The sequence below is a fragment of the Chryseobacterium urinae genome, assembly GCF_030518295.1.
Classification (GTDB): Bacteria; Bacteroidota; Bacteroidia; order Flavobacteriales; family Weeksellaceae; genus Chryseobacterium; species Chryseobacterium mucoviscidosis.
This window is the reverse complement of record NZ_JAULSJ010000026.1, coordinates 1-21505: the sequence shown is the minus strand read 5'-3', so window position 1 is coordinate 21505 and position 21505 is coordinate 1. Positions and strand designations below refer to the sequence as shown.

The window sequence follows — 21505 nt, the reverse complement described above, 5'->3', positions numbered from 1 at the left end:
TATTTCAAAAGTCTGCAAAGAGAAAAAATCTTTGATTTTTTTAACTTATGTACTCTTTTTTCCAATAAGTATTAAATTCAAGAAACTAAAGTGTTTAAATCTTTTGTGGTAAAAAAGGTTAAATAAATTTAATGATAAAGATTGTAAAACAAAACGCAAAAGAGATGAATGATGAAATACTGACTTTCAATACCTCAAATTTTCATGAGATGTGTGATTTTCTCGCGAATTGTGATCAGGATTTAAAATCAATTATCGAAAATCATGGTTATCCTCCGATGTGGAACCGAGAAAATACTTTTGAAACCCTTGTTCATATCATTCTGGAACAGCAGGTTTCTCTCGCTTCAGCCTTAGCCGCATTATATAAACTGAAAGAAAAGATTACAGAAATCACTCCTGAAAAAATTCTTAGTCTTACGGATGCCGAAATGAGAGAATGCTACGTAAGCCGACAGAAAAATACGTATATCAAAGGTCTGGCAAATTCAATTCTGGAAAGAAAAATAAATCTTGAGAAATTTCAGGAAATGTCTGATGAAAAAATTCGGGAAACATTAATCAGCTTAAAAGGAATCGGAAACTGGACGACCGATATTTATCTTATGCTAGCTCTTCGACGAACCGATATTTTCCCAATCGGAGATCTTGCCGTAGTAAATGCTTTAAAAAAAATTAAACAATTGCCTCCGAAAATATCCAGAGAAGAAATCATAACAATCAGTGAAGAGTGGAAACCGCTCAGATCTATTGCTGCAATGATACTTTGGCACTATTACTTATCAGATTCAGCCAGAAAAAAAATGACAGATTTTTCACAAATTTAATTTTCATTTTGTCAGTTTACAGAATTGTTATATCTTTGCACCTAATGAATAACACAGTATTTATATCATTAGAATTACCGGGCGTAGACGCCCTTTACGATATTTATTTATTTTAAGCGAAGATATTTTCTTCGCTTTTTTTTTGTAAAAAATTTAAAGACAATATGTTTACGATTACAGAACTAAGCAACGAGAGAATCAACAGTATAGTAACAGAAGCATTGGCTTTTGCGAACGGGAAAACTGCCAAAATTGAAGGAGAGGTTTTCTGTTCCAATCTTTTCTTCGAAGACAGTACAAGAACGAAAACAAGTTTTGATATTGCTGAAAGAAAATTAGGATTGCAGGTCGTTCCTTTCGATGCTTCCCACAGTTCCGTAAACAAAGGAGAGAGTCTTTATGATACGGTAAAAACCATCGAAAGTCTGGGCGTAAATCTTGTCGTAATCAGAGATAAGAAAGACCGGTATTTCGATGAACTGAAAAATATAAAAATTCCGGTGATCAACGGAGGAGACGGAACAGGAAACCACCCTTCACAATGTATGCTGGATTTAATGACGATCTATCAGGAATTCGGAAAATTTGAAGGATTAAAAGTAGGAATCGTTGGAGACGTAAAACACAGCAGAGTGGCAAATTCCAATGCCGAAGCGTTAAGAAGATTAGGCGCAAAAGTATATTTCTCAGGACCGGAACAGTGGTTTGATGAAGGAGCCTTAATCAACGGAACCTATCTGAATATTGATGAAATGATTCATGATGTAGATGTTCTGATGTTATTAAGAATCCAGCACGAAAGACACGACGCCAAAATGAGTTTCTCCGCTTCAGAATATCACAAAAAATATGGCTTAACCAAAGAAAGGGAAAAAGCCATGAAAAAAGAAGCCATCATCATGCATCCTGCACCCATTAACAGAGGAGTGGAAATTGATGACGATTTGGTAGAATGCGAACGCTCAAGAGTTTTCAAACAAATGCAGAACGGTGTTTTCGCAAGAATGGCAATCTTAAAAGAAGCCTTGGAAAAACAAGGATATACTTTTAAATAAGAACCAAGGTAAAAGTAAAAAGAATCAAGTAGTAAGCCGACCCGAAAGGGTCAAACAACAATAGCCGTGGGTGAAACCCATGGAAACAAGAAAAAGAAGATAATCAAAGCCCTGAAAGGGCGATCTGTTAATAACCGTGGGTAAAAAACCCATGGAAAAGAAAAAAAGATGATGACCAAAGCCCTGAAAGGGCGATCTGTTAATAGCCATGGGTAAAACCCATGGAAAAGAAAAAAAAGCCTCGTAGAGGCGACCTGTTAATAAAAAAGAAAATCTAAATAAAAAAAATGAAGAAAAAGTTAATACTTGAGTCCGGTGAAGTGTTTCATGGAGAAGGTTTCGGAGCAGAATTGGAAACTGCGGGAGAAGTGGTTTTCAATACCGGAATGACAGGGTATCAGGAACTGATCTCTGACCCGTCTTACTGCGGTCAGATTGTTTGCATGACCTATCCGCTTATCGGAAACTATGGAATTAATAGAGATGACTATGAGAGTATTGAACCGGCAATTAAAGGACTTATTGTAAAAGAACTTTGTGATCTGCCATCCAATTTCCGTACTCAGATTACTTTAGATGAATTATTTAAAAAGAAAAACCTTTCAGGAATTTCAGGAATCGACACCAGAAGGCTGACAAGAATTCTTCGTAACCACGGAGTGGTGAAAGGAAAAATCGTAAACGCTGATGCCGATGAAAGCACAGTCGTTTCAGAATTAAAATCAACCAGCTTCCCAACCAATCAGGTAGAGCAGGTTTCCACAAAAACACCTTATGCAAATCCGGGAAGAGGACTTAAAGTGGTGCTTGTAGATTTTGGTTCCAAATTAGGAATTATCAGAGAATTATCCCAAAGAAACTGCGATATTACAGTCGTTTCTCAGGATGTAACCGCAGAAGAAATCTTACTGATGAATCCGGACGGAGTCATGTTATCCAACGGTCCCGGTGATCCTGAAGATAACCAACAGGCTTTAGAAATGATTAGAGGAATTTTAGGAAAAGTTCCGATCTTCGGAATCTGTTTAGGACACCAGTTAATTGGTTTGGCTTGTGGTGCTAAAACGTTCAAACTAAAATTCGGACACAGAGGAGGAAATCACCCGGTTTTAGATGTAGAGAAAAACAAAGTGGCGATCACTTCTCAGAATCACGGTTACGCAGTAGATCAGGAAAGTTTAAAATATACAGACTTAATAGAAACACACATCGCACTGAACGACAGAACAAACGAAGGTCTGAAACACAAAATTCACCCTTGTTTCTCCGTTCAGTATCACCCTGAAGCAAGTCCAGGTCCTGAAGATGCGAATTATTTGTTTGATGAGTTTATTGAATTAATGGAAAACTTTAAAAAGTAAAATTATTTTGAAGTCCCTTTTTCTAACCTTCGCTACAAGTATTTTACTAAGCTGTAATACAGCAAAAGTTGTTGAGCAAAAACAATTGTTTCAAAAGATTGACAGTTTGGTTCAAACCAAAAATCCAAGAACATTCAATGGAGTGGTTGTGATTTCAAAAGAAGGAAAAAATATTTACGAAAAAGCTTACGGGTTTTCAAATGCTAAAAATCAGACTAAGCTTAGCCTTGACGATAGATTTTCATCAATGTCTATTGCAAAGCAGATTACAGCGACTTTGGTAATGCTAGAAGTAGAAAAAGGAAAGATCAGTCTTAATCAGCCAATCAATACTTATCTGAAGGATTTAAAATATGATTGGGCAAACAAGGTAACTGTTCATCATCTATTGAACAATTCTTCAGGGATTGATGCCTGGCAATTAAAAGAAGAATTACTTTTTGAGCCGGGAACTCAGTTCAAGTATTCGAATGTTGGTTATGCTATGCTGGGCAAAATTCTGGAAAGTGCAACTGGAAAATCGTATGAACAACTGGTTACAAAACTTTTTGGAAGATGTGGAATGAAAAGTAGTTTTTATCCTAATACTGTAAATCAGAAAAGTCTTGTTAACAGTTATGCGATTACAAAAGACGGGACAAATCTGGTCAAAGAATTTCCATATTCAGCAGAACTTTATCCTGGAAGTCATTTGATTGTTACAGCCGGAGATCTGGCAAAATGGAACAATCTTCTTTACAATGGTAAAATTCTGAAAGACGAAAGCTATCAGAAAATGATTCATTATTCTATTACAGATATTCATACACTTTTCAGTGAGAAAGAAATAGGTTATGGCTACGGATTAAGAATTAACGACAAAGCGGAGGTTTTTGAAATCGGACATACAGGATTTTCTCCGCCAGCAGGGTTTACAGCTGTTAACCTATATTATCCAAAGAAGAGAATTTCGGTTACAGTATTGGAAAATCAGGCAACAGATAATTTTGATATTGCTTATTATTTTGAACAAGAAATTAGAAATACAATCGTAAAAAGCAATTTGGTAAAATAAAATTTAAAAAGTAAAATGAAAAGAAACGACATAAAAACAATTTTAGTAATCGGTTCAGGTCCCATCATTATCGGTCAGGCGGCGGAATTTGATTACGCAGGAACGCAGGCTTGCTTATCTTTAAAAGAAGAAGGCTACAAGGTAATTTTGATTAATTCAAACCCTGCAACCATTATGACGGATGTTGAAATCGCAGACAAAGTATACATTGAGCCGATTTCACTTCAGTTTGTAAGTCACATCATCAGAAAAGAACGTCCCGATGCGCTGTTACCAACGCTTGGCGGACAAACCGGACTGAATATGGCGGTAGAATTGGAAAAATCAGGAATTTTGGAAGAATGCAAAGTTGAAGTGTTGGGAACAAAACTTTCAGCCATCAACAGAGCGGAAGACAGAGACCTTTTCCGTGAACTGATGAGAGAACTGAACGAACCCGTTCCGGAATCTGACATCGTAAATACCGTAGAAGGAGCATTAAATTTTGCAGACAGAATCGGGTATCCTGTTATTGTTCGTCCGGCTTTCACCATGGGTGGAACAGGAGGAGGTATCGCTTCCAACGAAACTGAACTGAAAGAAATTGCTGAACTGGGATTAAAACACAGCCCCGTAACACAATGTCTGATTGAAAAATCAATCGCAGGATTCAAAGAAATAGAATACGAAGTAATGCGTGATGCAAACGACAACGCCATTGTAGTTTGTAACATGGAAAATATAGATCCGGTTGGAGTTCACACAGGAGATTCAATCGTTGTGGCACCTTCTCAGACGCTTTCAGACAGAGAATACCAATTGCTGAGAAACGCTTCACTGAAAATCATCAGAGCATTAGGAATTGAAGGAGGATGTAACGTACAGTTGGCTTTAGATCCGCATTCATTCAATTATTATATCATCGAAGTAAACCCGAGAGTTTCGAGATCATCCGCTTTAGCATCAAAAGCAACAGGATATCCGATCGCAAAAATCGCTGCAAAGATTGCGGTAGGTTTAACATTGGATGAAATCATGAATCCGGTGACTGGGAAGACATACGCTTGTTTCGAGCCAGCTTTGGATTATGTGGTAACGAAATTCCCAAGATTCCCTTTCGATAAATTCGAAACAGCGGACAGAAGATTATCAACCCAGATGAAAGCTACGGGTGAAGTAATGGCAATCGGAAGAAATTTCGAAGAATCTTTACAGAAAGCCATCCGTTCTCTGGAAACCGGAATTAAACATATTGGTTTAAAAACTAAACAGGCAGCAGCTTTAACGGCTGAAGAAATTGAAAGAAGAATCAGAGTTTGTGATGACGAAAGATTATTCATCATCGGAGATGCTTTAAGAAGAGGGTACGACTGGGAACAGATCGTAGAATGGAGCAAAATTGATAAATTCTTCATCTGGAAAATCAAAAAACTGATTGATTTCGAAAAGACAATTGCAGAAAATAAATTCAGTAAAGAAATTTTACTGGAAGCCAAAAAACTAGGTTTTGCAGATGTAAATATTTCAGTTCTCTGGAACGTGACGGAGCGTGAAGTGTTCAATTTCAGAAAAGAAAACGGAGTAATGCCGGTATACAAAATGGTAGATACCTGCGCGGCAGAATTCGAATCGGAAACCCCTTATTTCTACGGAACGTACGAAGAAGAAAACGAATCTGTGGTTTCAGATAAAGAAAAAATCATCGTATTAGGTTCAGGGCCTATCAGAATCGGACAGGGAGTTGAGTTTGATTACGCAACGGTGCACTCAGTTTGGGCAATCAAAGAAATGGGCTACGAAGCGATTATCATCAACAATAATCCGGAAACCGTTTCTACAGACTTCTCGATTTCAGATAAACTATACTTCGAGCCTTTAACGGAAGAAGATGTAATGAACATCATCGAATTGGAAAAACCAAAAGGAGTGGTTGTACAGTTCGGAGGACAGACAGCCATCAATTTGGCAGATAAATTAGCCGCTCACGGAGTTGAGATTTTGGGAACTTCTCTGGAAGATCTGGACAGAGCGGAAAACAGAGATAAATTCGAAAAAGCGCTTCAGGAAATGCAGATTCCGCAGCCTTTAGGAAAAACATCGGTTTCAAAAGAAGAAGCAATAAAAATTGCCAACGAGATCGGTTATCCGGTGTTGGTTCGTCCGAGCTACGTTTTGGGAGGTAGAGCAATGGAAATCGTGTACACGGAAACAGAACTGGCGCACTATATGGAAAATGCAGTGGAAGCAAGCCCAGAACATCCTGTTTTGGTCGACAAATACATGGTGGGAAAAGAAGTGGAAATCGATGCCATCTGCGATGGTGAAACGGTAATCATTCCGGGAATTATGGAACACATCGAAAGAGCGGGAGTTCACTCCGGAGACTCAATTGCAGTGTATCCTCCACAAAATATTTCACCAAGCGAAATCGAAACTTTGGTTGATTACACGAAAAGATTGGCGAAAGGATTAAATGTGATCGGATTGATGAACATCCAGTATGTTCTTTTTGAAGGAAATGTATATGTGATCGAAGTAAACCCAAGATCATCGAGAACCGTTCCTTTCTTATCTAAAATTACGGATGTTCCGATGGCAAATCTGGCTACAAAAGCAATTTTAGGACAGAAACTGAAAGATTTAGGCTACGAAAGCGGATTGGTTCCCAATAAAGAAGGAGTTTTCGTAAAAGTTCCGGTGTTCTCTTTCTCAAAATTAACGAAAGTAGATATCTCTCTAGGCCCTGAAATGAAGTCTACAGGAGAGGTTATGGGGAAAGATACCACTCTGGAGAAAGCTTTATACAAAGGATTGGTTGCGGCTGGAAGAAAAGTTCCGATGCACGGCTCAATTTTGTTCACGGTTGCAGATAAACACAAACAGGAAGCGGCTGATCTGGCAGCAAGATTCCACGAAGTTGGTTTCAGAATCTGGGCAACGGAAGGAACAGCGAAATTCTTTGAGGAAAAAGGAATTCCATGCAAAATCGGATATAAAATCGGGGAGGAGAGTGTCAACCTGATCGACCTGATCCAGAAAGGAAAAGTACAGTACGTTGTGAACACGATGACGAAAGGAAAACAGTCGGAAAGAGACGGTTTCCAGATCAGAAGAATGAGCGTAGAAAACGGTGTTCCTTGTTTAACATCGATGGATACGGTTGAAGCCATCCTGAAAGTTATCGAAAGCATGAGTTTCAAAATGGAGACAATGTAGTTTTCGGAAATTTTAATGATTTACCATAAAATCAAACCTCACAGGTTTTTAAAACCTGTGAGGTTTTTTGTTTTAATAATAAGAATGTCTAAATTAGATTTTTATAGCATAATCTAATACTATGTGTGAGAATAAAAAATATATAACTTTTTGTACCTGTAACGAACAAGAATTAAAGAGTATTCTAAACTTAGAAATAGAATCGTTTAAAATATTTGACAATAAAGAAGAATATAATAAGCAGATTTATTATTGGAAATTAGAAAAAACTGTCCGGGGATTAACATTTGAAGAAAAGCGTAGAATTATGGGGCAGATTATTAGACCTTCAGAAAAACTTGATCAAGACCTTACTGCTGAATTTGTTATGGAAGCTCTGAATAATAATGCTGAATTTGATTTTGACTACAATCCTGAAGATGGAGATGAATTGCTTATCGGTGTAAGTTATAAATATCCTCAGGTTGGAAATCATTACAGACCTCTTCTGCCACAGCCTATGACATTTGTTTATGAAAACAAAGAATGGTACTTTGGGTATATTGATCATTTTAGATATAAACAAGTAGAACTCAAAAAAGGTAATATTACATTCCGTAAAAGTATATGAGGAAAAGACTAATGTGATGTCTGAATTTTGAAAACTTTGTGATATATATTCGTAAAAACTTTTTTTCCAATTTTTAGTTCAAATTTCATCAAAAAAATAGGTAGTTCGCTAATCATTTTCTATAATCACAAAATGGTATGTTAAAAAAAATAATAACGTCAATTTTAAAGAATAGCAGTGAAAATAAAAATTTAGATAATGCTTCCGATTCACTTGTTTTGGAAAATATTAATGAATTTTTTGCTGAATATCCGATAAAAGATGTTCAATGTAAGCACAATATTTTAATAGATTATGAAAAGAATTTTAAGATTTACGACGGTAAATTTGGATATTTAAGCTATCTGCAATTTAAATCTTCAGATGATTCAGAAATTTTTTTAGGCTCTTATCCGATGAACGGCGCCGATTTGTGGAAATGTAAAAAATGTGGAAAGCTCAAATTCTTTTATACCGAAACAGGCGGTCATTTTCCTCAGACTTTATCTGTTGATGTGGATTTTAATAAGAAATATCTTTCAGATCCCTTTGCAAAATCAGTCTCCATAAAAGCCGAAAAATTGAGTGATTTTATCACTATATTTGGTTTTGCCGAATTGCAAAATCCTGAAAAAATAGAAAAATTTAACGGAATTAAAGTTATTGATAAATCAAAAAACTATATTTTTGGTTATCATGAATTTAACGGAAACATTGCTTTTAATGTGATTGCAGATAAAACTACTTTGAGGAAAATATATGATTTTGAAAATTCATAAAAACACAAAACGATGTCAGTACAAAATTTCTCTTACCGCTTCACCACTTCAAAATCCCCTGAAGAAATCTTCAGTACTTTAATCAATCCCCGAAACTGGTGGATTGGTCTGCATAATGAAATCATTACCGGAAGATCTGAAAATAGGAATGATGAATTTATTTTTGATGCCGGAGATGGAGTTCATCACACCGTTCAACGACTTATAGAAGTAAATCCTTACGAAAACATTATTTGGGAAGTGATCGAAAGCAAACTCACATTTATAAACAAAATGGACGAATGGACCGGAACAAAAATTTGTTTTGAGATTTTCAAAGAAGCCGATAAAACAAAAATTGTTTTCACGCATGAAGGCTTGATCCTGCAATTTGAATGTTTTGGTGGTTGCTCGAGTGCATGGTCACAATATTTGGAAAAGTTGGAGAAAGATTTGAATCAATAAAATTTTAAGATTTTGAAAAAAAATATCTATTCACTATAATTATAATATTTAGAGCTTATTTTATAAATAAAAGTCTCAATTTCAGGGCTTTATTCATAAGGTCTATGCCTTGTTTTCCTAATACTTTCCTTTTGCTCTTCGGAAAATTTAAATCCATTTCTTTCATCGTCTAAAATCCTTTCAATGTAACCTGGAACACTTTCCGGAATTTTTTCCGGAGTATCTTTCAGAATTATAAAAATTCTGTACATTTAGAACAAAACCTGTAAATTTAAAAATGCACAAAAAAATCTTTTCCATTCTATTTTTCTTTTTGATTTTCACCATAAATGCACAAACTGTATACACCGGCTTTATCGGCAATTATCCTGTTGAAATGGTGATTTATCCTTATGGGAAATTGGCTGATGCTACATATTCTTATACTAATTTCGATGAACCGATAAGTCTGGACAATGGCAAAATAAACAATGGACATCTTATATTTCAGGAAAAGGAAAATTCAAAAAAAGATATTACAACAGCTGTTTTAACGATCAATAATTTTTCTAAATCCAAAGATAACCTCGAAGGAACATGGAAAAATACAAAAAACAATACCGAACTCAAAGTCAGCCTTACCAAACAATATGCTTTTGATGTCGGTGAAAATATCGAATGGTCTGGAAGAGAACTGCTGCAGCCTGTTTCTCTGGGAAATAATTATTTTAAAATTGTACTTACCAAAAAGAAAGATGAATATTACCCGAAAGTTTCCGCAGTGAAGATTATTGAGAAAAAAACTGATAAAGTGTTGCAGATTCTTAATGTAGAATGCCAACCTTGGGGATTGAATAGTATTGCTGTAAATGATTATAATTTTGATGGAATTATGGATTTTTCCGTTTTTGAAAGCAGTTATGCCGGTCCCAACACTTCCAGTATTTACTTCTTATATGATAAAAAATCCCGGCAGTATTTTGAAAGTGGCTTTAGCGGAATTTCTTTGGAATTTGATCAGGCTAAAAAAAGAATTTACGAAAGGAATCAATGCTGTGCCGGTACAGTGGTGACAACCGCGGAATATAAAGTGGTGGATAACAACATGATTATACTGGGGCAACACTGCTATCGCTGGAGCGAGAAAAAGCATGAGCTTGTAGAGAGAAAGTTAAAGGAATGCCGGTAAATTTTTCTTTTTATGAAAGATTTCCTATGGTAAAGGTGATAGGAAAATAAATTAGTTTTTATTTAAGCCAAAAGAATTGTGGGGAAAAGAAATTTTATATCTTTAAAACCTGAAAATTAACAACTCTGAAACCAAATGACGAAACATCAGCAAAGAGTAGCCGAAGTCTATCATTTTTTCGACAATAAAGATACTGTTTTAGGATTTAGAAAATTACTGGACTGTGCGATGGATACTCAGAATATGGAGATCTACAAAGAAGCTGTCGCATTAACTGACTGGAAAGAACAGTTTCCTTCGTATACGGATGAGCTCATCGAAAAATCAAAAAATCTTCTTCAGAAAATAGAAAAAATTCCGGTAAAAGAACAATCACTGGAAAAATCTGTACTGAGAGCGAGAAATATTTTAAAATCCTACGGAAGCAACCGCTTTTCGCTGGGTCCTGTTTCTGTGGAAATGAATAAAGGACAGGTTTACGGCTTGGTAGGCGAAAACGGTAACGGAAAAACAACGTTACTGCGCATCCTTGCTAAGGAAATTTCTTTCAATGAAGGTGATCTGAATTATTCTTTTAACGAAGAACCAGAAAATGAATATGATCTCCGTACAAAGCTGGTTTACATTCCGCAAAGAACGGCAAAATGGTACGGAAGTTTAAAGGACAACCTAAAATTTGTACTGTCAAATTACGGTGTGAAACCTGAAGAAAATGAAACACGAACTTTAATGATGATTGCCCGTCTCGGACTTTGGAATTACAAACATCTGAAGTGGAGCGAACTTTCTTCAGGCTACAAAATGCGCTTCGAATTAGCCAGAACACTGCTCAGAAAACCGGAAATTTTATTACTGGATGAACCTCTTGCCAATCTGGATGTTTTGGCGCAACAGGTTATTCTGGAAGATTTAAAATCGATTGCAAATTCGGTTAACAATCCTATTGCATTGATTTTGAGTTCACAGCAGCTTTACGAAGTAGAGAAAATATCAGACAAAGTCATATTCCTGAAAAACGGACAGTACAAAGACAATTCTGAATTGGTAAATGAAGAAAACGACGGACTGATTATCGAAATTGATACCACAAATTCCAGAGAAGATTTATTAAAAGCATTTGAAGGTTTCCCTCTTGAAAAACTGAATTTCAACGGAGGGGTTTATGTCGCTCATTTTTCAGCAGATACAGAATTTCATACCGTGATGTCCGCGCTCGGAAATGCCAGAATGAATGTGGTGTATATCCGTAATATTTCTTCTTCAACCAGAAGATTTTTCGTAAGCTAATTTTCTCAAATTCAACAAAAAATGCAAAAAATAAATCAATTCAACCAATATCTGCTCGAAAAATATCCAACGGTCTGGAACACCAGAATTGTGTGGATGCTCTTGGCGAGTGCAGTGCTTCATATTTTCTTTTTTATCGTAGGCTATATTTCTCACGCAGATCCGGCCTCTTTACAGAAAATGAATGTAAAAGATGACTATTTCCGCGAAGGAATGATTTTTATCCACCTCATTATTTCCGTTCTCATGATGGTGGGATGGCTGATTATGATGTTTAAAAATAACGCATTCAAAAACTTTTATCCTTCTTCAAAAGGGAAATTGTTCCTGCAGTTTGTTCAGTACTTCATTATTATTTTTGCAGGTACTACTTTTTATTTTTCTTATATGACGGGTTTCAAGATGTTTATTAAAAACAAATATCCCGATCAGGAAATGACTGAAAACATCAACGTTATTAATAAAGCCAATGCTTTTCTTTCTCAGGATCTTGAGCATTATACTTTGGATAACAGAACTTTTCCAAAGTTTTACGATTTGTATTGCGAAACGGATATTAATAAAATAGACCGGAACCAGAAATATTTTGTGTACTATAACAGGGTTTATCAGTTCTATAACTTATATTCAAAAACCGTTTATAAAAAAGATAAATACGGAGATTTCCTTTTCCCATCAGGTGAAACCAAAAAGAATCTGGCGTATGAAGAAAATAAAAAAGGCTCTGCAACCTACTATTTCAAAAAAGATGTCGTGGATATGTCATCCTACATCAATACCACGGATTTAACGTATTATAATTTTTCTGATGTATTTTATAGTGATGATGATTCAGGAAAGGATTATTTGAGGATGCAATATTCCGGTGAAGAGCCTTATGACGGATACAATCAGATGCTTAAAGACTCTTATAAAAAGAAGAGATTTGAAATCAACCGATTTACAACGGAACTGCTTAACAAAAAAAATCCTGCTGAAATTGAAAAACTGCTGAAAAGTTTTCTTGATATTTCGAAAAAATTCGGAATCAACAATAATCTTGATTCAAAAAGCTGGGTGAAAATGATCTATCATCCCAATGATTTCAACGTAAGATATTTTATTAAAAAATACAAACCGGTTCCGGGTGAAGAATATGATGTAAATAATCCGCCAATGGACGAAGACGGAAATTATGTGTATACCGAAGCTGTTACAGATTCTGTCGCTGCAGTGGTTGACGGTGAAGTGGTAAATGATTCCGTTCAGATCAGAGACTTTAATCCGGATATTGATAACCAGCTTTCTCCGGCAGAATATTTTAAGAATAACACGACAGATTACTACTATTATTCAGACAATCTTCAGAATCTTCTGAATAATGTAGTTATTATAAAATCTACGGATTTCTTTTCAGAGAATATTCATATTTATATCTGGATCGCATTTTTCCTTGCTACCATTATTTTCAGCTTCAGAATAACAGGGCTTAAATCTCTTCTTTTCAGCGTGATTAGTGCAGGCGTTTTATTCTTGGCAGTTGTTCTGGTAACAGTATTATTTTCAGCTTCAAGCGGTAGAATTAGAATTGAATTTTTTGTTTCCTATTTTGTTTTTTTCATAGGTCTGGCTATTTTACTCCTTCCGATTGTGATGATGAAAAGTCTTAAAAAAATTATTGCCTCAATTCTCATTAACATCTCGATGAATGGCTTTGTTCTTTTTGTCTTGCTGATCTTTTTTATCATTAATATCCATCAGGAAAGAAACTGTGAACAGATCAATATTATGTCTTATAACTGTCCTACAATTATCAAAACATTAGAATTCAATCTCAGTTATATAATTTTATGCTGCGGATTTGTCTTTATGTATCTGTATACTTCCATTCTGCATAAATGGAAAGCAATGCCGAATTGATTTTCAAATAGGATTAAACCTCATATCTGATGTATGAGGTTTTGTTCTTAATAATATTAAATTAATTCTTAGTTTTGCGACTTAATAATTATCATGAAAAAATATTTACTTGGAATTTCTTTTATTTACCTTTTATCCTGTGGAAATTCCGATAATCTTGAAAATGAAAATGTAAATCTACTGAATACAAAAATTCAGACATTAACCATTCAGGATGAAGAGATCAACAATGGAAATGCTACTTTATATGAAAAGCTAGATTTTAAATTTGAATATGCTCAGAATAAACTAATTAAGGTTTGGGATATTCATAACAATTATACGGAGAACCTTTCTTACACTAATAATTTAATTACTAATATAAACATTAGTGGATATTCTTATCCGCAATTATCTAATCATCTGTTTTTTAAAGTGAAAAGAAATTTATTTTATGACAATAACCAAAGAATCATAAAATCTGAAGCTGTAGAAAGTTCTAATAATTACAGATATACAACTTTTGAATATCCTTCTGCAAACATTATTGTTGCAAAAAATTATCTTCAAAATTCTTTTGATGGTAGTATAACATGGTCACAAAAATCGATTATTTACTTAAATAATGGCAATGTAGAAAAAGTAGAGATATGGTCGAATACAACTCCTTCCATACAAAATAGTGTTACAAAATATGAATATGATCAAAAAATAAATCCTAATCATTCAGTTGATATAAACAGAATTTTAGCACTACCGGAATACTCATTTAATGTTTTTGAACTTCAGGATTACTCACAGATTTCAAATAATAATGTTATAAAGAAAATGAAGTATACCGTAAATAATAGTGTTGAATCATTATCTGAAACAGTAAATGTTCATTATAATTATCAAAGTAATAATCTTCCTGCAACAATTTATTTACAATATAATTATTCCGGAAATACGGGACTAAAAGTTTCAGCGATCTACGGATATTAATAGAAAATTGAAACTATCTTATTATAAACAAATTTTAATTATAAAATAATAGCAATGAGACTATATTATAACATGAAACAAAAATTGTTATAATTGAGAAGGCTATTCTTTTTTGATTTCGTAATTTTAGGCAAAATTTAAAAAAGTGAAAAAGTTATTATTTGCGATTTGTATATCGGCTTCAGTTTTCAGTTTTGCGCAGGATTATTCTGTACCGGCAGCAAGTCCGCGCCAGAAAGTAGAGCAGCAGTTTTCAATGTCTAAAATCACGATCGATTACGGAAGACCGGGTGTGAAAGGACGTAAAATTTTCGGAGAACTTGTTCCTTATGGACAGGTTTGGAGAGCGGGAGCGAATTCATCCACCAAAATTACTTTCGGACAGTCTGTAAATTTCGGCGGAAAAATTGTTCCGGCAGGAACATACGGATTATTCATCGTTCCGACAGAAAAAGAATGGAAAGTAATTTTAAACAAAGATTTCCAGCAATGGGGAGCCTATACATATGATGCAAAACAGGACGTTGTAGACGTTACCGTTCCGGTTAATAAATTAGCAGATAAGCAGGAATGGTTCGAAATTACTCTGAATCCTACCGGCGAAAACTCTGCAAATCTTGTGCTGAAGTGGGATATGTCTCAGGCGGAAGTAGGTTTAAAACCTTCAAGTCCGGAAGCCGTAAGTAAAATTGCAGACAAGTTGAAGGAAATCAAAAAAATTGAGTCTGACGCGGCAAAAACAAAAGGCTAAACATGAACTTTTCTATTCAGACTGTTTTAGAAAACGAAAAATATCAGTTAATCCCCTTGCAACAAGGGGATTTTGAGTCTTTATACGAAGTGGCTTCAGATCCTAAAGTCTGGGAACAGCATCCCAATAAAGACCGCTACAAAAGAGAAGTTTTCGAAAATTTTTTCAGAGGAGCAATAGAAAGTAAAGGCGCCTTTAAAATTATTGAGAAAGAAACAGGAGCAGTTTTAGGAAGCAGCCGTTTTTATGATTATGATGAAGCAGAGAAAAGTATTTTTATCGGCTACACATTTTACGGAACAAAATCGTGGGGAAAAGGAATCAATCCGCAGATTAAAAAATTAATGCTCAATTACATTTTTCAGTTTGTAGACTTTGTTCATTTTCATATCGGGAAAGAAAATTACCGTTCCCAGATTGCTTTGGAAAGATTGGGAGGAAAGAAAATCGCAGAGCAGGAAGTCGCTTATTTCGGAGAACCGACCAGAACTAACTTTGTATACGAAATTAAAAAGGAGAATCATTTTTAAAGCTTGTTTAAGCTAATTTCAGAATAAACCGCAAAAGGGACAAAAGATAATGTTAAAGTGAATTTCCATAATAATCAAAGCGCTCAAAAGAATAAAAATCAAAGATTTTTAAAACTATTGTTACCTTTTTGATTTATAATGATCAACTTTAAATAAAAGTTAGTTCATCTTTTGTGCCTTTTGCGGTTAAATAAAAGTTTAGGCAGACTTTTAGTTTAAATTTTATTTAAATTAAAACCTTTGTTAACTTTTACAAGTGAAACGGCTTTGTGAAACTAAAAAGCGATCACTAGTAAAAAACTTGGTTTACTTAGTGTTCAAAAAAATAAAAAAATAAATAATATGAAGAAATATAAAATTCAGCAGTCCCCATTCGTTGTTCCTACCACAGACGGGAAACTCATCGAAGAACACTGGGGAAACTCCACAGGAAATTCCAATATTTCCATTGCACACATGGTTGCACCGCCCAACTGGAGCGAGCCGCATCAGACTCCCGAATTTGATGAATTCACCTTAATTATTTCAGGAAAAAAACAATTTGAAATTGACGGCGAAATTGTTGTTTTAGAAAAAGGACAAAGTATTTTAATTGAAAAAGGTGCAAGAGTTCGGTACAGCAACCCATTTTCCGAAGAATGTGAATACGTTGCGATCTGTCTTCCGGCTTTTTCTATGGATCTTGTAAACAGGGAAGAATAAAGTATGGCGCTGCAAATTTGTCCGAAATGTAAAGAAAATTCCTTTACATGGTTTATCAACGGAAAGTCTCATCTAACCGTTTGGAGCTGTTTCAATTGTGATTATGAAGCAAAGGAAAACCAAAGTGAGGAATGCATCTGCGAAAACTGTGGAAAGAAAACAAAAACAAAGCTTAAAGATAAAGAAACCGAATATTTCTGGTGTTCTGACTGCAATACGACAGGCGAACTATAAAGAAAACGACCTCTGAAATTGGGAGGTCGTTTTTTATGAGGATTATAATTATTTCAGAAGTTCTTTCAAAAACATCAGCGTGTGATTCCACGCTCTTTTTGCCATCACTTCGTTGTAATCCGGCGATTTCGGATCGGTAAAAGTATGCTTGGAATGTGCATACGTGATGATTTGCCAGTCCGCATTTCCGTCATTCATTTCCTTCACCAGATTATTGTAATCTTCCGGACTTACCCCTCTGTCATCGGCAGGATTTTCCACCAGAATTTTTGTCGAGATCGGTCCGTTTTTTCTCGCCTGATCCTTTCCGATGCTTCCGTGGATAGAAACAACGCCCACCACAGGAAGATTTCCCCTCGCTGACTCCAAAGCTCCCGTTCCTCCGAAACAATAGCCGATAACCGCAATTTTTTCAGGAATTGCACCGTTTTTTTTCAGTTCTTCCAGCGCAAGCGAAATCCTTTTCTGGTACGCTTCATAATTTTTTTTGTAATATCCCGAATTTTTCGCAGCCGTATCCATATTGGTCGGAATATTTCCCTCCCCATAAATATCTGCAATAAAAGCAACGTAGCCCTGTTTTTCAAGTTCGGCAGCGGCTGTTTTCGCTTCATCATCAATTCCTTTCCACGCAGGAAGAATCAGAACTCCGGGAAGTTTTTTCCCCGCATTGGAAGTTACCAATCCATTAAGTTTCTGCGCGCCGTCCTGATAAGCGACAGGTTTCAGATTCTGACCAAAAAAAGTCACCGAAGTCATTAAAAACGAAGACAATAAAAGTGAACGTATCATATTTTGTAATTTAATTTTTTTTAGGAGCTGTTTCCCGCTTTCGCTACTCGCTTTTTCTGTATTTCGGCGGTGGCGAAGCCACCGCCGAAATACAGAAAAGAGCTCAGACACGCCGCTCAATCGGGGCTAAATGTCGGTCTGTTTTATCAATACTGCAACAATACCATCAATACTTCTGCCAAATTCAACCAATCATTATTAAGATTTAATCAATAAAAATTTTGAACATCTTTTGTTCTCTTAAAATTCAAGATTTTTCATTTAATCAAACCCCATATTTTCAAGTTTGTTTAAACTAATTTTAAATTTAACCGCAAAAGAGACAAAAGACTTTATTGAATTTACTTAAAGTATTTCAAAAGTCTGCAAAGAGAAAAAATCTTTGATTTTTTTTAACTTATGTGCTCTTTTTTCCATTTAATTATTAAACTTAAACAACTAAAGTGTTACAATATTTTGCGGTAAAAAAGTTTAAACAAGTTTTTCATAAAACAACAAACAATGCATTTCTAAATTATTGAAAAATAATCAGGAATTTAAATTACTAAAAATAACTCAAAATCAATAAAAATAAGATATTGAGTCTTTTTAAACTTTTTATTTAACCGCAAAAGCTGCAAAAGATCTTCTAAATTTTTTATTTAAAGTTGATTATTATAAATAAAAAAGCCCACAATAGTTTTTAAAAATCTTTGATTTTTATTCTTTTAAGCACTTTAATTATTATAGAAATTCGGCTTTAACATTGTCTTTGTGACTTTTGTGGTTAATTCTCAATTAGTTGTAAAGTTTATCATTTAAATTTCAATCATCAATTTAACTCAATCAACCTAAAACTTAGCCTCAACCTCAATCAATCTTAACCTTAGCCTTAGCCTCACTCTCACTTTCACTCCGGCTTATAAAACTGATACTGCTCATTCTCATAATACGCATGAATATGCTGCAAACCATTCGTCAGAACAATCTCTTTCGCTCCGATCACAGAATTATATCTTGCGGTTTGTTCAAAAGTTTTCTCCGTTAATTTAATTTGGGGAGCTTTGCATTCAATTAAAATTTTAGGCTGTGCTTTTTCAGTAATTAAAAGATCAACCCTCTTCGTTAAACCGTTTAAAACAATCTTTTTTTCCGTAATTAATGCAGAAGCAGAGTAGGACTGTACCGTAAGATAATAATGGATCCAGTGTTGCCGTACCCACTCTTCAGGAGTCAGCAAAAGGTAAGTTTTACGAACCAAATCATAAATAAAAAACTTATCTTTGTCTTTCTTGAATTTAAAATCAAAAGTTTCCTGAAAATTCAGTTTTGGAAGTTCCATTTATAAGATGAAAGAATTAGATTTAATCCTCAAAAATATTAAAAATAAAGAAGTTTTATCGATTTATTTTTTTCACGGAGAAGAACCCTACTTTATAGATCTTGCTGTAAAAGCACTTGAACACGACTTTCTGACGGAAGATGAAAAAGCATTCAACCAAACCGTAGTCTATGGCAAAGATACCACTTATCAGGAAGTTCTTTCTTTGGCGAGACAGTTTCCCATGATGGGAGACAAACAGGTAATCATTGTAAAAGAAGCGCAGGATTTAAGACTCGCTGAAAGCGAAAGCAATGCTTTGGAAATGTATGTTCAGAATCCTGTTCCGTCCACCGTTCTGGTTTTTGCGCACAAACACAAAAAATTAGACAGCCGAAAGAAAGTCACCAAATCTTTAGAAAAAGCGAAAGCATTATTTTTAAGCGAATCAATCCGCGAAAATAATCTTCCCAAATGGATTGCGGACGAATGTGCCGCACTAAAAATAAAAACAGCTCCCAATATCTCACATCTTTTAGCGGAGTATTTAGGAAACGACCTTTCAAGAATTGCCAATGAGCTGAATAAACTGAAAATTATCCTGAAAGAAGGTGAGGTTTTAGACGGAACCATCATCGAAAACCACATCGGAATCAGCAAAGAATACAATGTTTTTGAATTACAGAAAGCTTTAGGAACAAAAAATGCCAACGCAGCATTTAAAATTGCACATTTTATGGGCAAAAACCCTAAAAACAATCCCTTTGTTATGATGTTGGCAAGTTTATACAATTACTTTTCCAATGTCATTATTTACAACACCATGATTGGTCAGCCGCCTCAGACAATTGCCGTACAAATGGGTGTAAATCCTTATTTTATAAAAGATTACGCGGAATCGGCAAGATTATATCCATTAAAACATGCAACCAGAGTCATTTCAATTTTAAGAGAATTCGATATGAAAGGAAAAGGATTGGGCGCAGTAAATATGAGCGAAGCAGAACTGATTAAAGAATTGGTTTACAAAATTATAAATGTCGATAAAATTAAGATGAAAGTATGATTTTGATAATTGTTGTTTGTTGATTGACCTTAATTTTACCGTCAACTGACAACCAATGTCTAACAGCTACTATCGAAATTCAACATATTAGATATTGACAACTATCATTAAAATAACTTTAAATAAACAGTAAAAATTCCGAAATTAGCACTCGGAAATTTTAAATTTTTTTTGAAAAGCAGAATATGGAGCAAAACATTTTAGATTGTGTGATCGTTGGATCTGGACCTTCTGGTTTCACAGCGGCAATTTATGCAGCAAGAGCAGACTTAAAACCTGAACTGTACACAGGTCTGGAGCCGGGCGGACAATTGACTACAACTACTGAAGTCGACAACTTTCCGGGATATCCGAACGGAATTACAGGTCCTGAAATGATGATGGATTTGCAGAAGCAGGCTGAAAGATTCGAAACAAAAGTACATTATGAAATGATTACTAAAGTTGAATTTTCAAAAGAAGTAGGAGGAGTTCATAAACTGTACGCAGGAAATAAAGAAATTTTTGCCAAAACAGTAATTATTTCTACCGGAGCTACTGCAAAATATTTAGGTCTTGATGACGAAAAAAAATATAACGGAGGAGGAGTTTCCGCGTGTGCTACATGTGACGGATTTTTCTACAGAGGAAAAGATGTTGTGGTGGTAGGAGCAGGAGATACCGCAGCGGAAGAAGCAACTTATCTTGCAAAGCTGGTGAACAAAGTAACCATGTTGGTAAGAAAAGATGAATTCAGAGCTTCCAAAGCAATGGTTCACAGAGTGAATAATACGCCCAATATTGAAGTGAAATTCCACCACGAGTTAATTGGTATTGAAGGAGAAAATAACCTTGTAGAGAGAGCAGTGGTCATCAATAATCAGACTCAGGAAAAATCTACCATTGATGTTCATGGAATCTTTATTGCCATTGGTCACAAGCCGAATACAGATATTTTTGTGGGACAGATTGATCTGGATGAAAACGGATATATTGTAACAGAAAAAGGTTCTTCAAGAACAAATCTTCCGGGAGTTTTTGCTGCGGGAGATGTTCAGGATCATATTTACAGACAGGCGATTACTGCTGCGGGAAGCGGTTGTATGGCAGCAATGGATGCAGAGAAGTATCTTGCAGAATTGCATTAATCTTAAGAAATTAAATATAAAAACGCATCTTTCGGGATGCGTTTTTTGTTTACAATTCGCACAAAAATCATTTTAAAAAGGTATAATTAAAGTTTTTAACCGAAATAATTCAACTGATTTTTAGCTCATTATTAATTCTTGTTAAAATTTGTCAGGAAAATATTTTGTCAGAATTGAAAAACATTCTATATTTGCACCACTGAAAACAACGATATAATCGGAGTTTCTGGAGAGTTGGCAGAGTGGTCGATTGCGGCAGTCTTGAAAACTGTTGACTGTAACAGGTCCGGGGGTTCGAATCCCTCACTCTCCGCAAAAAACCTTCAAATTTATTTTGAAGGTTTTTTTTATGCCTGAAGTTTAAAATTCTTGGATCATTCGG

General features: G+C 35.1%; 21 protein-coding genes and 1 tRNA gene. 19 read left to right on the top strand and 3 right to left on the bottom strand.

The features are described 5' to 3' along the window. Positions 1-131 precede the first annotated feature (131 nt). The 8 genes from QWT87_RS15400 to QWT87_RS15365 all read left to right on the top strand — a co-directional run bounded on the left by QWT87_RS15400 (position 132) and on the right by QWT87_RS15365 (position 9304). Entirely contained in the window at positions 132-827 is a 696-nt protein-coding gene (locus QWT87_RS15400; RefSeq protein WP_302717022.1) for a DNA-3-methyladenine glycosylase family protein, read from the top strand. Positions 828-991: 164 nt separating this feature from the next. Then, on the top strand, positions 992-1882 hold the full coding sequence (locus tag QWT87_RS15395) for an aspartate carbamoyltransferase catalytic subunit (RefSeq protein ID WP_087706447.1): 891 nt from the start codon (positions 992-994) through the stop codon (positions 1880-1882). A 287-nt stretch (positions 1883-2169) separates the two neighbouring features. Then, positions 2170-3243 carry a carbamoyl phosphate synthase small subunit gene (locus QWT87_RS15390; protein WP_302717021.1) on the top strand — a complete coding sequence of 358 codons (1074 nt, stop codon included), beginning with the start codon at positions 2170-2172 and terminating at the stop codon, positions 3241-3243. A 7-nt stretch (positions 3244-3250) separates the two neighbouring features. Then, positions 3251-4297 carry a serine hydrolase domain-containing protein gene (locus QWT87_RS15385; protein ID WP_302717020.1) on the top strand — a complete coding sequence of 349 codons (1047 nt, stop codon included), beginning with the start codon at positions 3251-3253 and terminating at the stop codon, positions 4295-4297. A gap of 15 nt (positions 4298-4312) precedes the next feature. After that, positions 4313-7492 (top strand): carbamoyl-phosphate synthase large subunit, encoded by a 3180-nt coding sequence (carB, locus tag QWT87_RS15380; RefSeq protein ID WP_302717019.1) that lies wholly within the window; start codon positions 4313-4315, stop codon positions 7490-7492. A 121-nt stretch (positions 7493-7613) separates the two neighbouring features. Beyond that, complete coding sequence (locus QWT87_RS15375; RefSeq protein WP_302717017.1) at positions 7614-8102, top strand: hypothetical protein; 489 nt, start codon at positions 7614-7616, stop codon at positions 8100-8102. Positions 8103-8239: 137 nt separating this feature from the next. After that, a complete protein-coding gene (locus QWT87_RS15370) occupies positions 8240-8860 on the top strand; it encodes a hypothetical protein (protein WP_302717015.1) in 621 nt (206 codons plus the stop codon). Between the two features lie 12 nt (positions 8861-8872). Further along, positions 8873-9304, top strand: a complete 432-nt coding sequence (locus tag QWT87_RS15365) for an SRPBCC family protein (protein WP_302717013.1) — start codon at positions 8873-8875, stop codon at positions 9302-9304. An 89-nt stretch (positions 9305-9393) separates the two neighbouring features. Here QWT87_RS15365 and QWT87_RS15360 read toward each other — a convergent pair whose 3' ends face one another. Continuing rightward, positions 9394-9555: a hypothetical protein gene (locus QWT87_RS15360; protein WP_302717011.1), complete on the bottom strand. Its 162-nt coding sequence runs from the start codon at positions 9553-9555 to the stop codon at positions 9394-9396. Positions 9556-9581: 26 nt separating this feature from the next. Between QWT87_RS15360 and QWT87_RS15355 the strand changes: the two genes are divergently transcribed. The 8 genes from QWT87_RS15355 to QWT87_RS15320 all read left to right on the top strand — a co-directional run bounded on the left by QWT87_RS15355 (position 9582) and on the right by QWT87_RS15320 (position 16838). After that, positions 9582-10472: an XAC2610-related protein gene (locus QWT87_RS15355; protein WP_302717009.1), complete on the top strand. Its 891-nt coding sequence runs from the start codon at positions 9582-9584 to the stop codon at positions 10470-10472. A gap of 135 nt (positions 10473-10607) precedes the next feature. Beyond that, positions 10608-11759 (top strand): ABC transporter ATP-binding protein, encoded by a 1152-nt coding sequence (locus QWT87_RS15350; RefSeq protein WP_302717007.1) that lies wholly within the window; start codon positions 10608-10610, stop codon positions 11757-11759. A 21-nt stretch (positions 11760-11780) separates the two neighbouring features. Further along, positions 11781-13658, top strand: a complete 1878-nt coding sequence (locus QWT87_RS15345; protein ID WP_302717005.1) for a hypothetical protein — start codon at positions 11781-11783, stop codon at positions 13656-13658. A gap of 93 nt (positions 13659-13751) precedes the next feature. After that, the gene (locus QWT87_RS15340; RefSeq protein WP_302717003.1) at positions 13752-14621 is read left to right on the top strand and encodes a hypothetical protein; all 870 of its coding nucleotides are present in this window, start codon (positions 13752-13754) and stop codon (positions 14619-14621) included. A gap of 145 nt (positions 14622-14766) precedes the next feature. Then, positions 14767-15372: a DUF2911 domain-containing protein gene (locus tag QWT87_RS15335; protein ID WP_302717001.1), complete on the top strand. Its 606-nt coding sequence runs from the start codon at positions 14767-14769 to the stop codon at positions 15370-15372. Positions 15373-15374: 2 nt separating this feature from the next. Beyond that, entirely contained in the window at positions 15375-15902 is a 528-nt protein-coding gene (locus QWT87_RS15330; protein WP_302716999.1) for a GNAT family N-acetyltransferase, read from the top strand. A gap of 342 nt (positions 15903-16244) precedes the next feature. Continuing rightward, positions 16245-16604 carry a cupin domain-containing protein gene (locus tag QWT87_RS15325; protein WP_076393650.1) on the top strand — a complete coding sequence of 120 codons (360 nt, stop codon included), beginning with the start codon at positions 16245-16247 and terminating at the stop codon, positions 16602-16604. A 3-nt stretch (positions 16605-16607) separates the two neighbouring features. After that, positions 16608-16838, top strand: coding sequence for a hypothetical protein (locus tag QWT87_RS15320; protein WP_302716995.1), 231 nt, complete (start codon positions 16608-16610; stop codon positions 16836-16838). Between the two features lie 48 nt (positions 16839-16886). Here the strand turns inward: QWT87_RS15320 and QWT87_RS15315 are convergent, their stop codons facing one another. Beyond that, entirely contained in the window at positions 16887-17630 is a 744-nt protein-coding gene (locus QWT87_RS15315; protein ID WP_087706466.1) for a dienelactone hydrolase family protein, read from the bottom strand. An 889-nt stretch (positions 17631-18519) separates the two neighbouring features. Beyond that, positions 18520-18951 (bottom strand): type I restriction enzyme HsdR N-terminal domain-containing protein, encoded by a 432-nt coding sequence (locus QWT87_RS15310; RefSeq protein ID WP_076393656.1) that lies wholly within the window; start codon positions 18949-18951, stop codon positions 18520-18522. 7 nt (positions 18952-18958) lie between these two features. Between QWT87_RS15310 and holA the strand changes: the two genes are divergently transcribed. The 3 genes from holA to QWT87_RS15295 all read left to right on the top strand — a co-directional run bounded on the left by holA (position 18959) and on the right by QWT87_RS15295 (position 21436). Continuing rightward, positions 18959-19996 carry a DNA polymerase III subunit delta gene (gene holA / locus QWT87_RS15305; RefSeq protein WP_302716993.1) on the top strand — a complete coding sequence of 346 codons (1038 nt, stop codon included), beginning with the start codon at positions 18959-18961 and terminating at the stop codon, positions 19994-19996. 185 nt (positions 19997-20181) lie between these two features. After that, a complete protein-coding gene (trxB, locus tag QWT87_RS15300; protein ID WP_087709696.1) occupies positions 20182-21123 on the top strand; it encodes a thioredoxin-disulfide reductase in 942 nt (313 codons plus the stop codon). Between the two features lie 228 nt (positions 21124-21351). After that, positions 21352-21436, top strand: a tRNA-Ser gene (locus QWT87_RS15295). Positions 21437-21505: the final 69 nt, after the last annotated feature.

Bases quoted from the DNA above. Each gene is read 5' to 3' on its own strand.
- QWT87_RS15400 (WP_302717022.1), top strand. From the start codon at position 132: ATGATAAAGATTGTAAAACAAAACGCAAAAGAGATGAATGATGAAATA.
- QWT87_RS15395 (WP_087706447.1), top strand. From the start codon at position 992: ATGTTTACGATTACAGAACTAAGCAACGAGAGAATCAACAGTATAGTA.
- QWT87_RS15390 (WP_302717021.1), top strand. From the start codon at position 2,170: ATGAAGAAAAAGTTAATACTTGAGTCCGGTGAAGTGTTTCATGGAGAA.
- carB (WP_302717019.1), top strand. From the start codon at position 4,313: ATGAAAAGAAACGACATAAAAACAATTTTAGTAATCGGTTCAGGTCCC.
- QWT87_RS15375 (WP_302717017.1), top strand. From the start codon at position 7,614: ATGTGTGAGAATAAAAAATATATAACTTTTTGTACCTGTAACGAACAA.
- QWT87_RS15370 (WP_302717015.1), top strand. From the start codon at position 8,240: ATGTTAAAAAAAATAATAACGTCAATTTTAAAGAATAGCAGTGAAAAT.
- QWT87_RS15365 (WP_302717013.1), top strand. From the start codon at position 8,873: ATGTCAGTACAAAATTTCTCTTACCGCTTCACCACTTCAAAATCCCCT.
- QWT87_RS15360 (WP_302717011.1), bottom strand. From the start codon at position 9,555: ATGTACAGAATTTTTATAATTCTGAAAGATACTCCGGAAAAAATTCCG.
- QWT87_RS15355 (WP_302717009.1), top strand. From the start codon at position 9,582: ATGCACAAAAAAATCTTTTCCATTCTATTTTTCTTTTTGATTTTCACC.
- QWT87_RS15350 (WP_302717007.1), top strand. From the start codon at position 10,608: ATGACGAAACATCAGCAAAGAGTAGCCGAAGTCTATCATTTTTTCGAC.
- QWT87_RS15345 (WP_302717005.1), top strand. From the start codon at position 11,781: ATGCAAAAAATAAATCAATTCAACCAATATCTGCTCGAAAAATATCCA.
- QWT87_RS15340 (WP_302717003.1), top strand. From the start codon at position 13,752: ATGAAAAAATATTTACTTGGAATTTCTTTTATTTACCTTTTATCCTGT.
- QWT87_RS15330 (WP_302716999.1), top strand. From the start codon at position 15,375: ATGAACTTTTCTATTCAGACTGTTTTAGAAAACGAAAAATATCAGTTA.
- QWT87_RS15325 (WP_076393650.1), top strand. From the start codon at position 16,245: ATGAAGAAATATAAAATTCAGCAGTCCCCATTCGTTGTTCCTACCACA.
- QWT87_RS15320 (WP_302716995.1), top strand. From the start codon at position 16,608: ATGGCGCTGCAAATTTGTCCGAAATGTAAAGAAAATTCCTTTACATGG.
- QWT87_RS15315 (WP_087706466.1), bottom strand. From the start codon at position 17,630: ATGATACGTTCACTTTTATTGTCTTCGTTTTTAATGACTTCGGTGACT.
- QWT87_RS15310 (WP_076393656.1), bottom strand. From the start codon at position 18,951: ATGGAACTTCCAAAACTGAATTTTCAGGAAACTTTTGATTTTAAATTC.
- holA (WP_302716993.1), top strand. From the start codon at position 18,959: ATGAAAGAATTAGATTTAATCCTCAAAAATATTAAAAATAAAGAAGTT.
- trxB (WP_087709696.1), top strand. From the start codon at position 20,182: ATGGAGCAAAACATTTTAGATTGTGTGATCGTTGGATCTGGACCTTCT.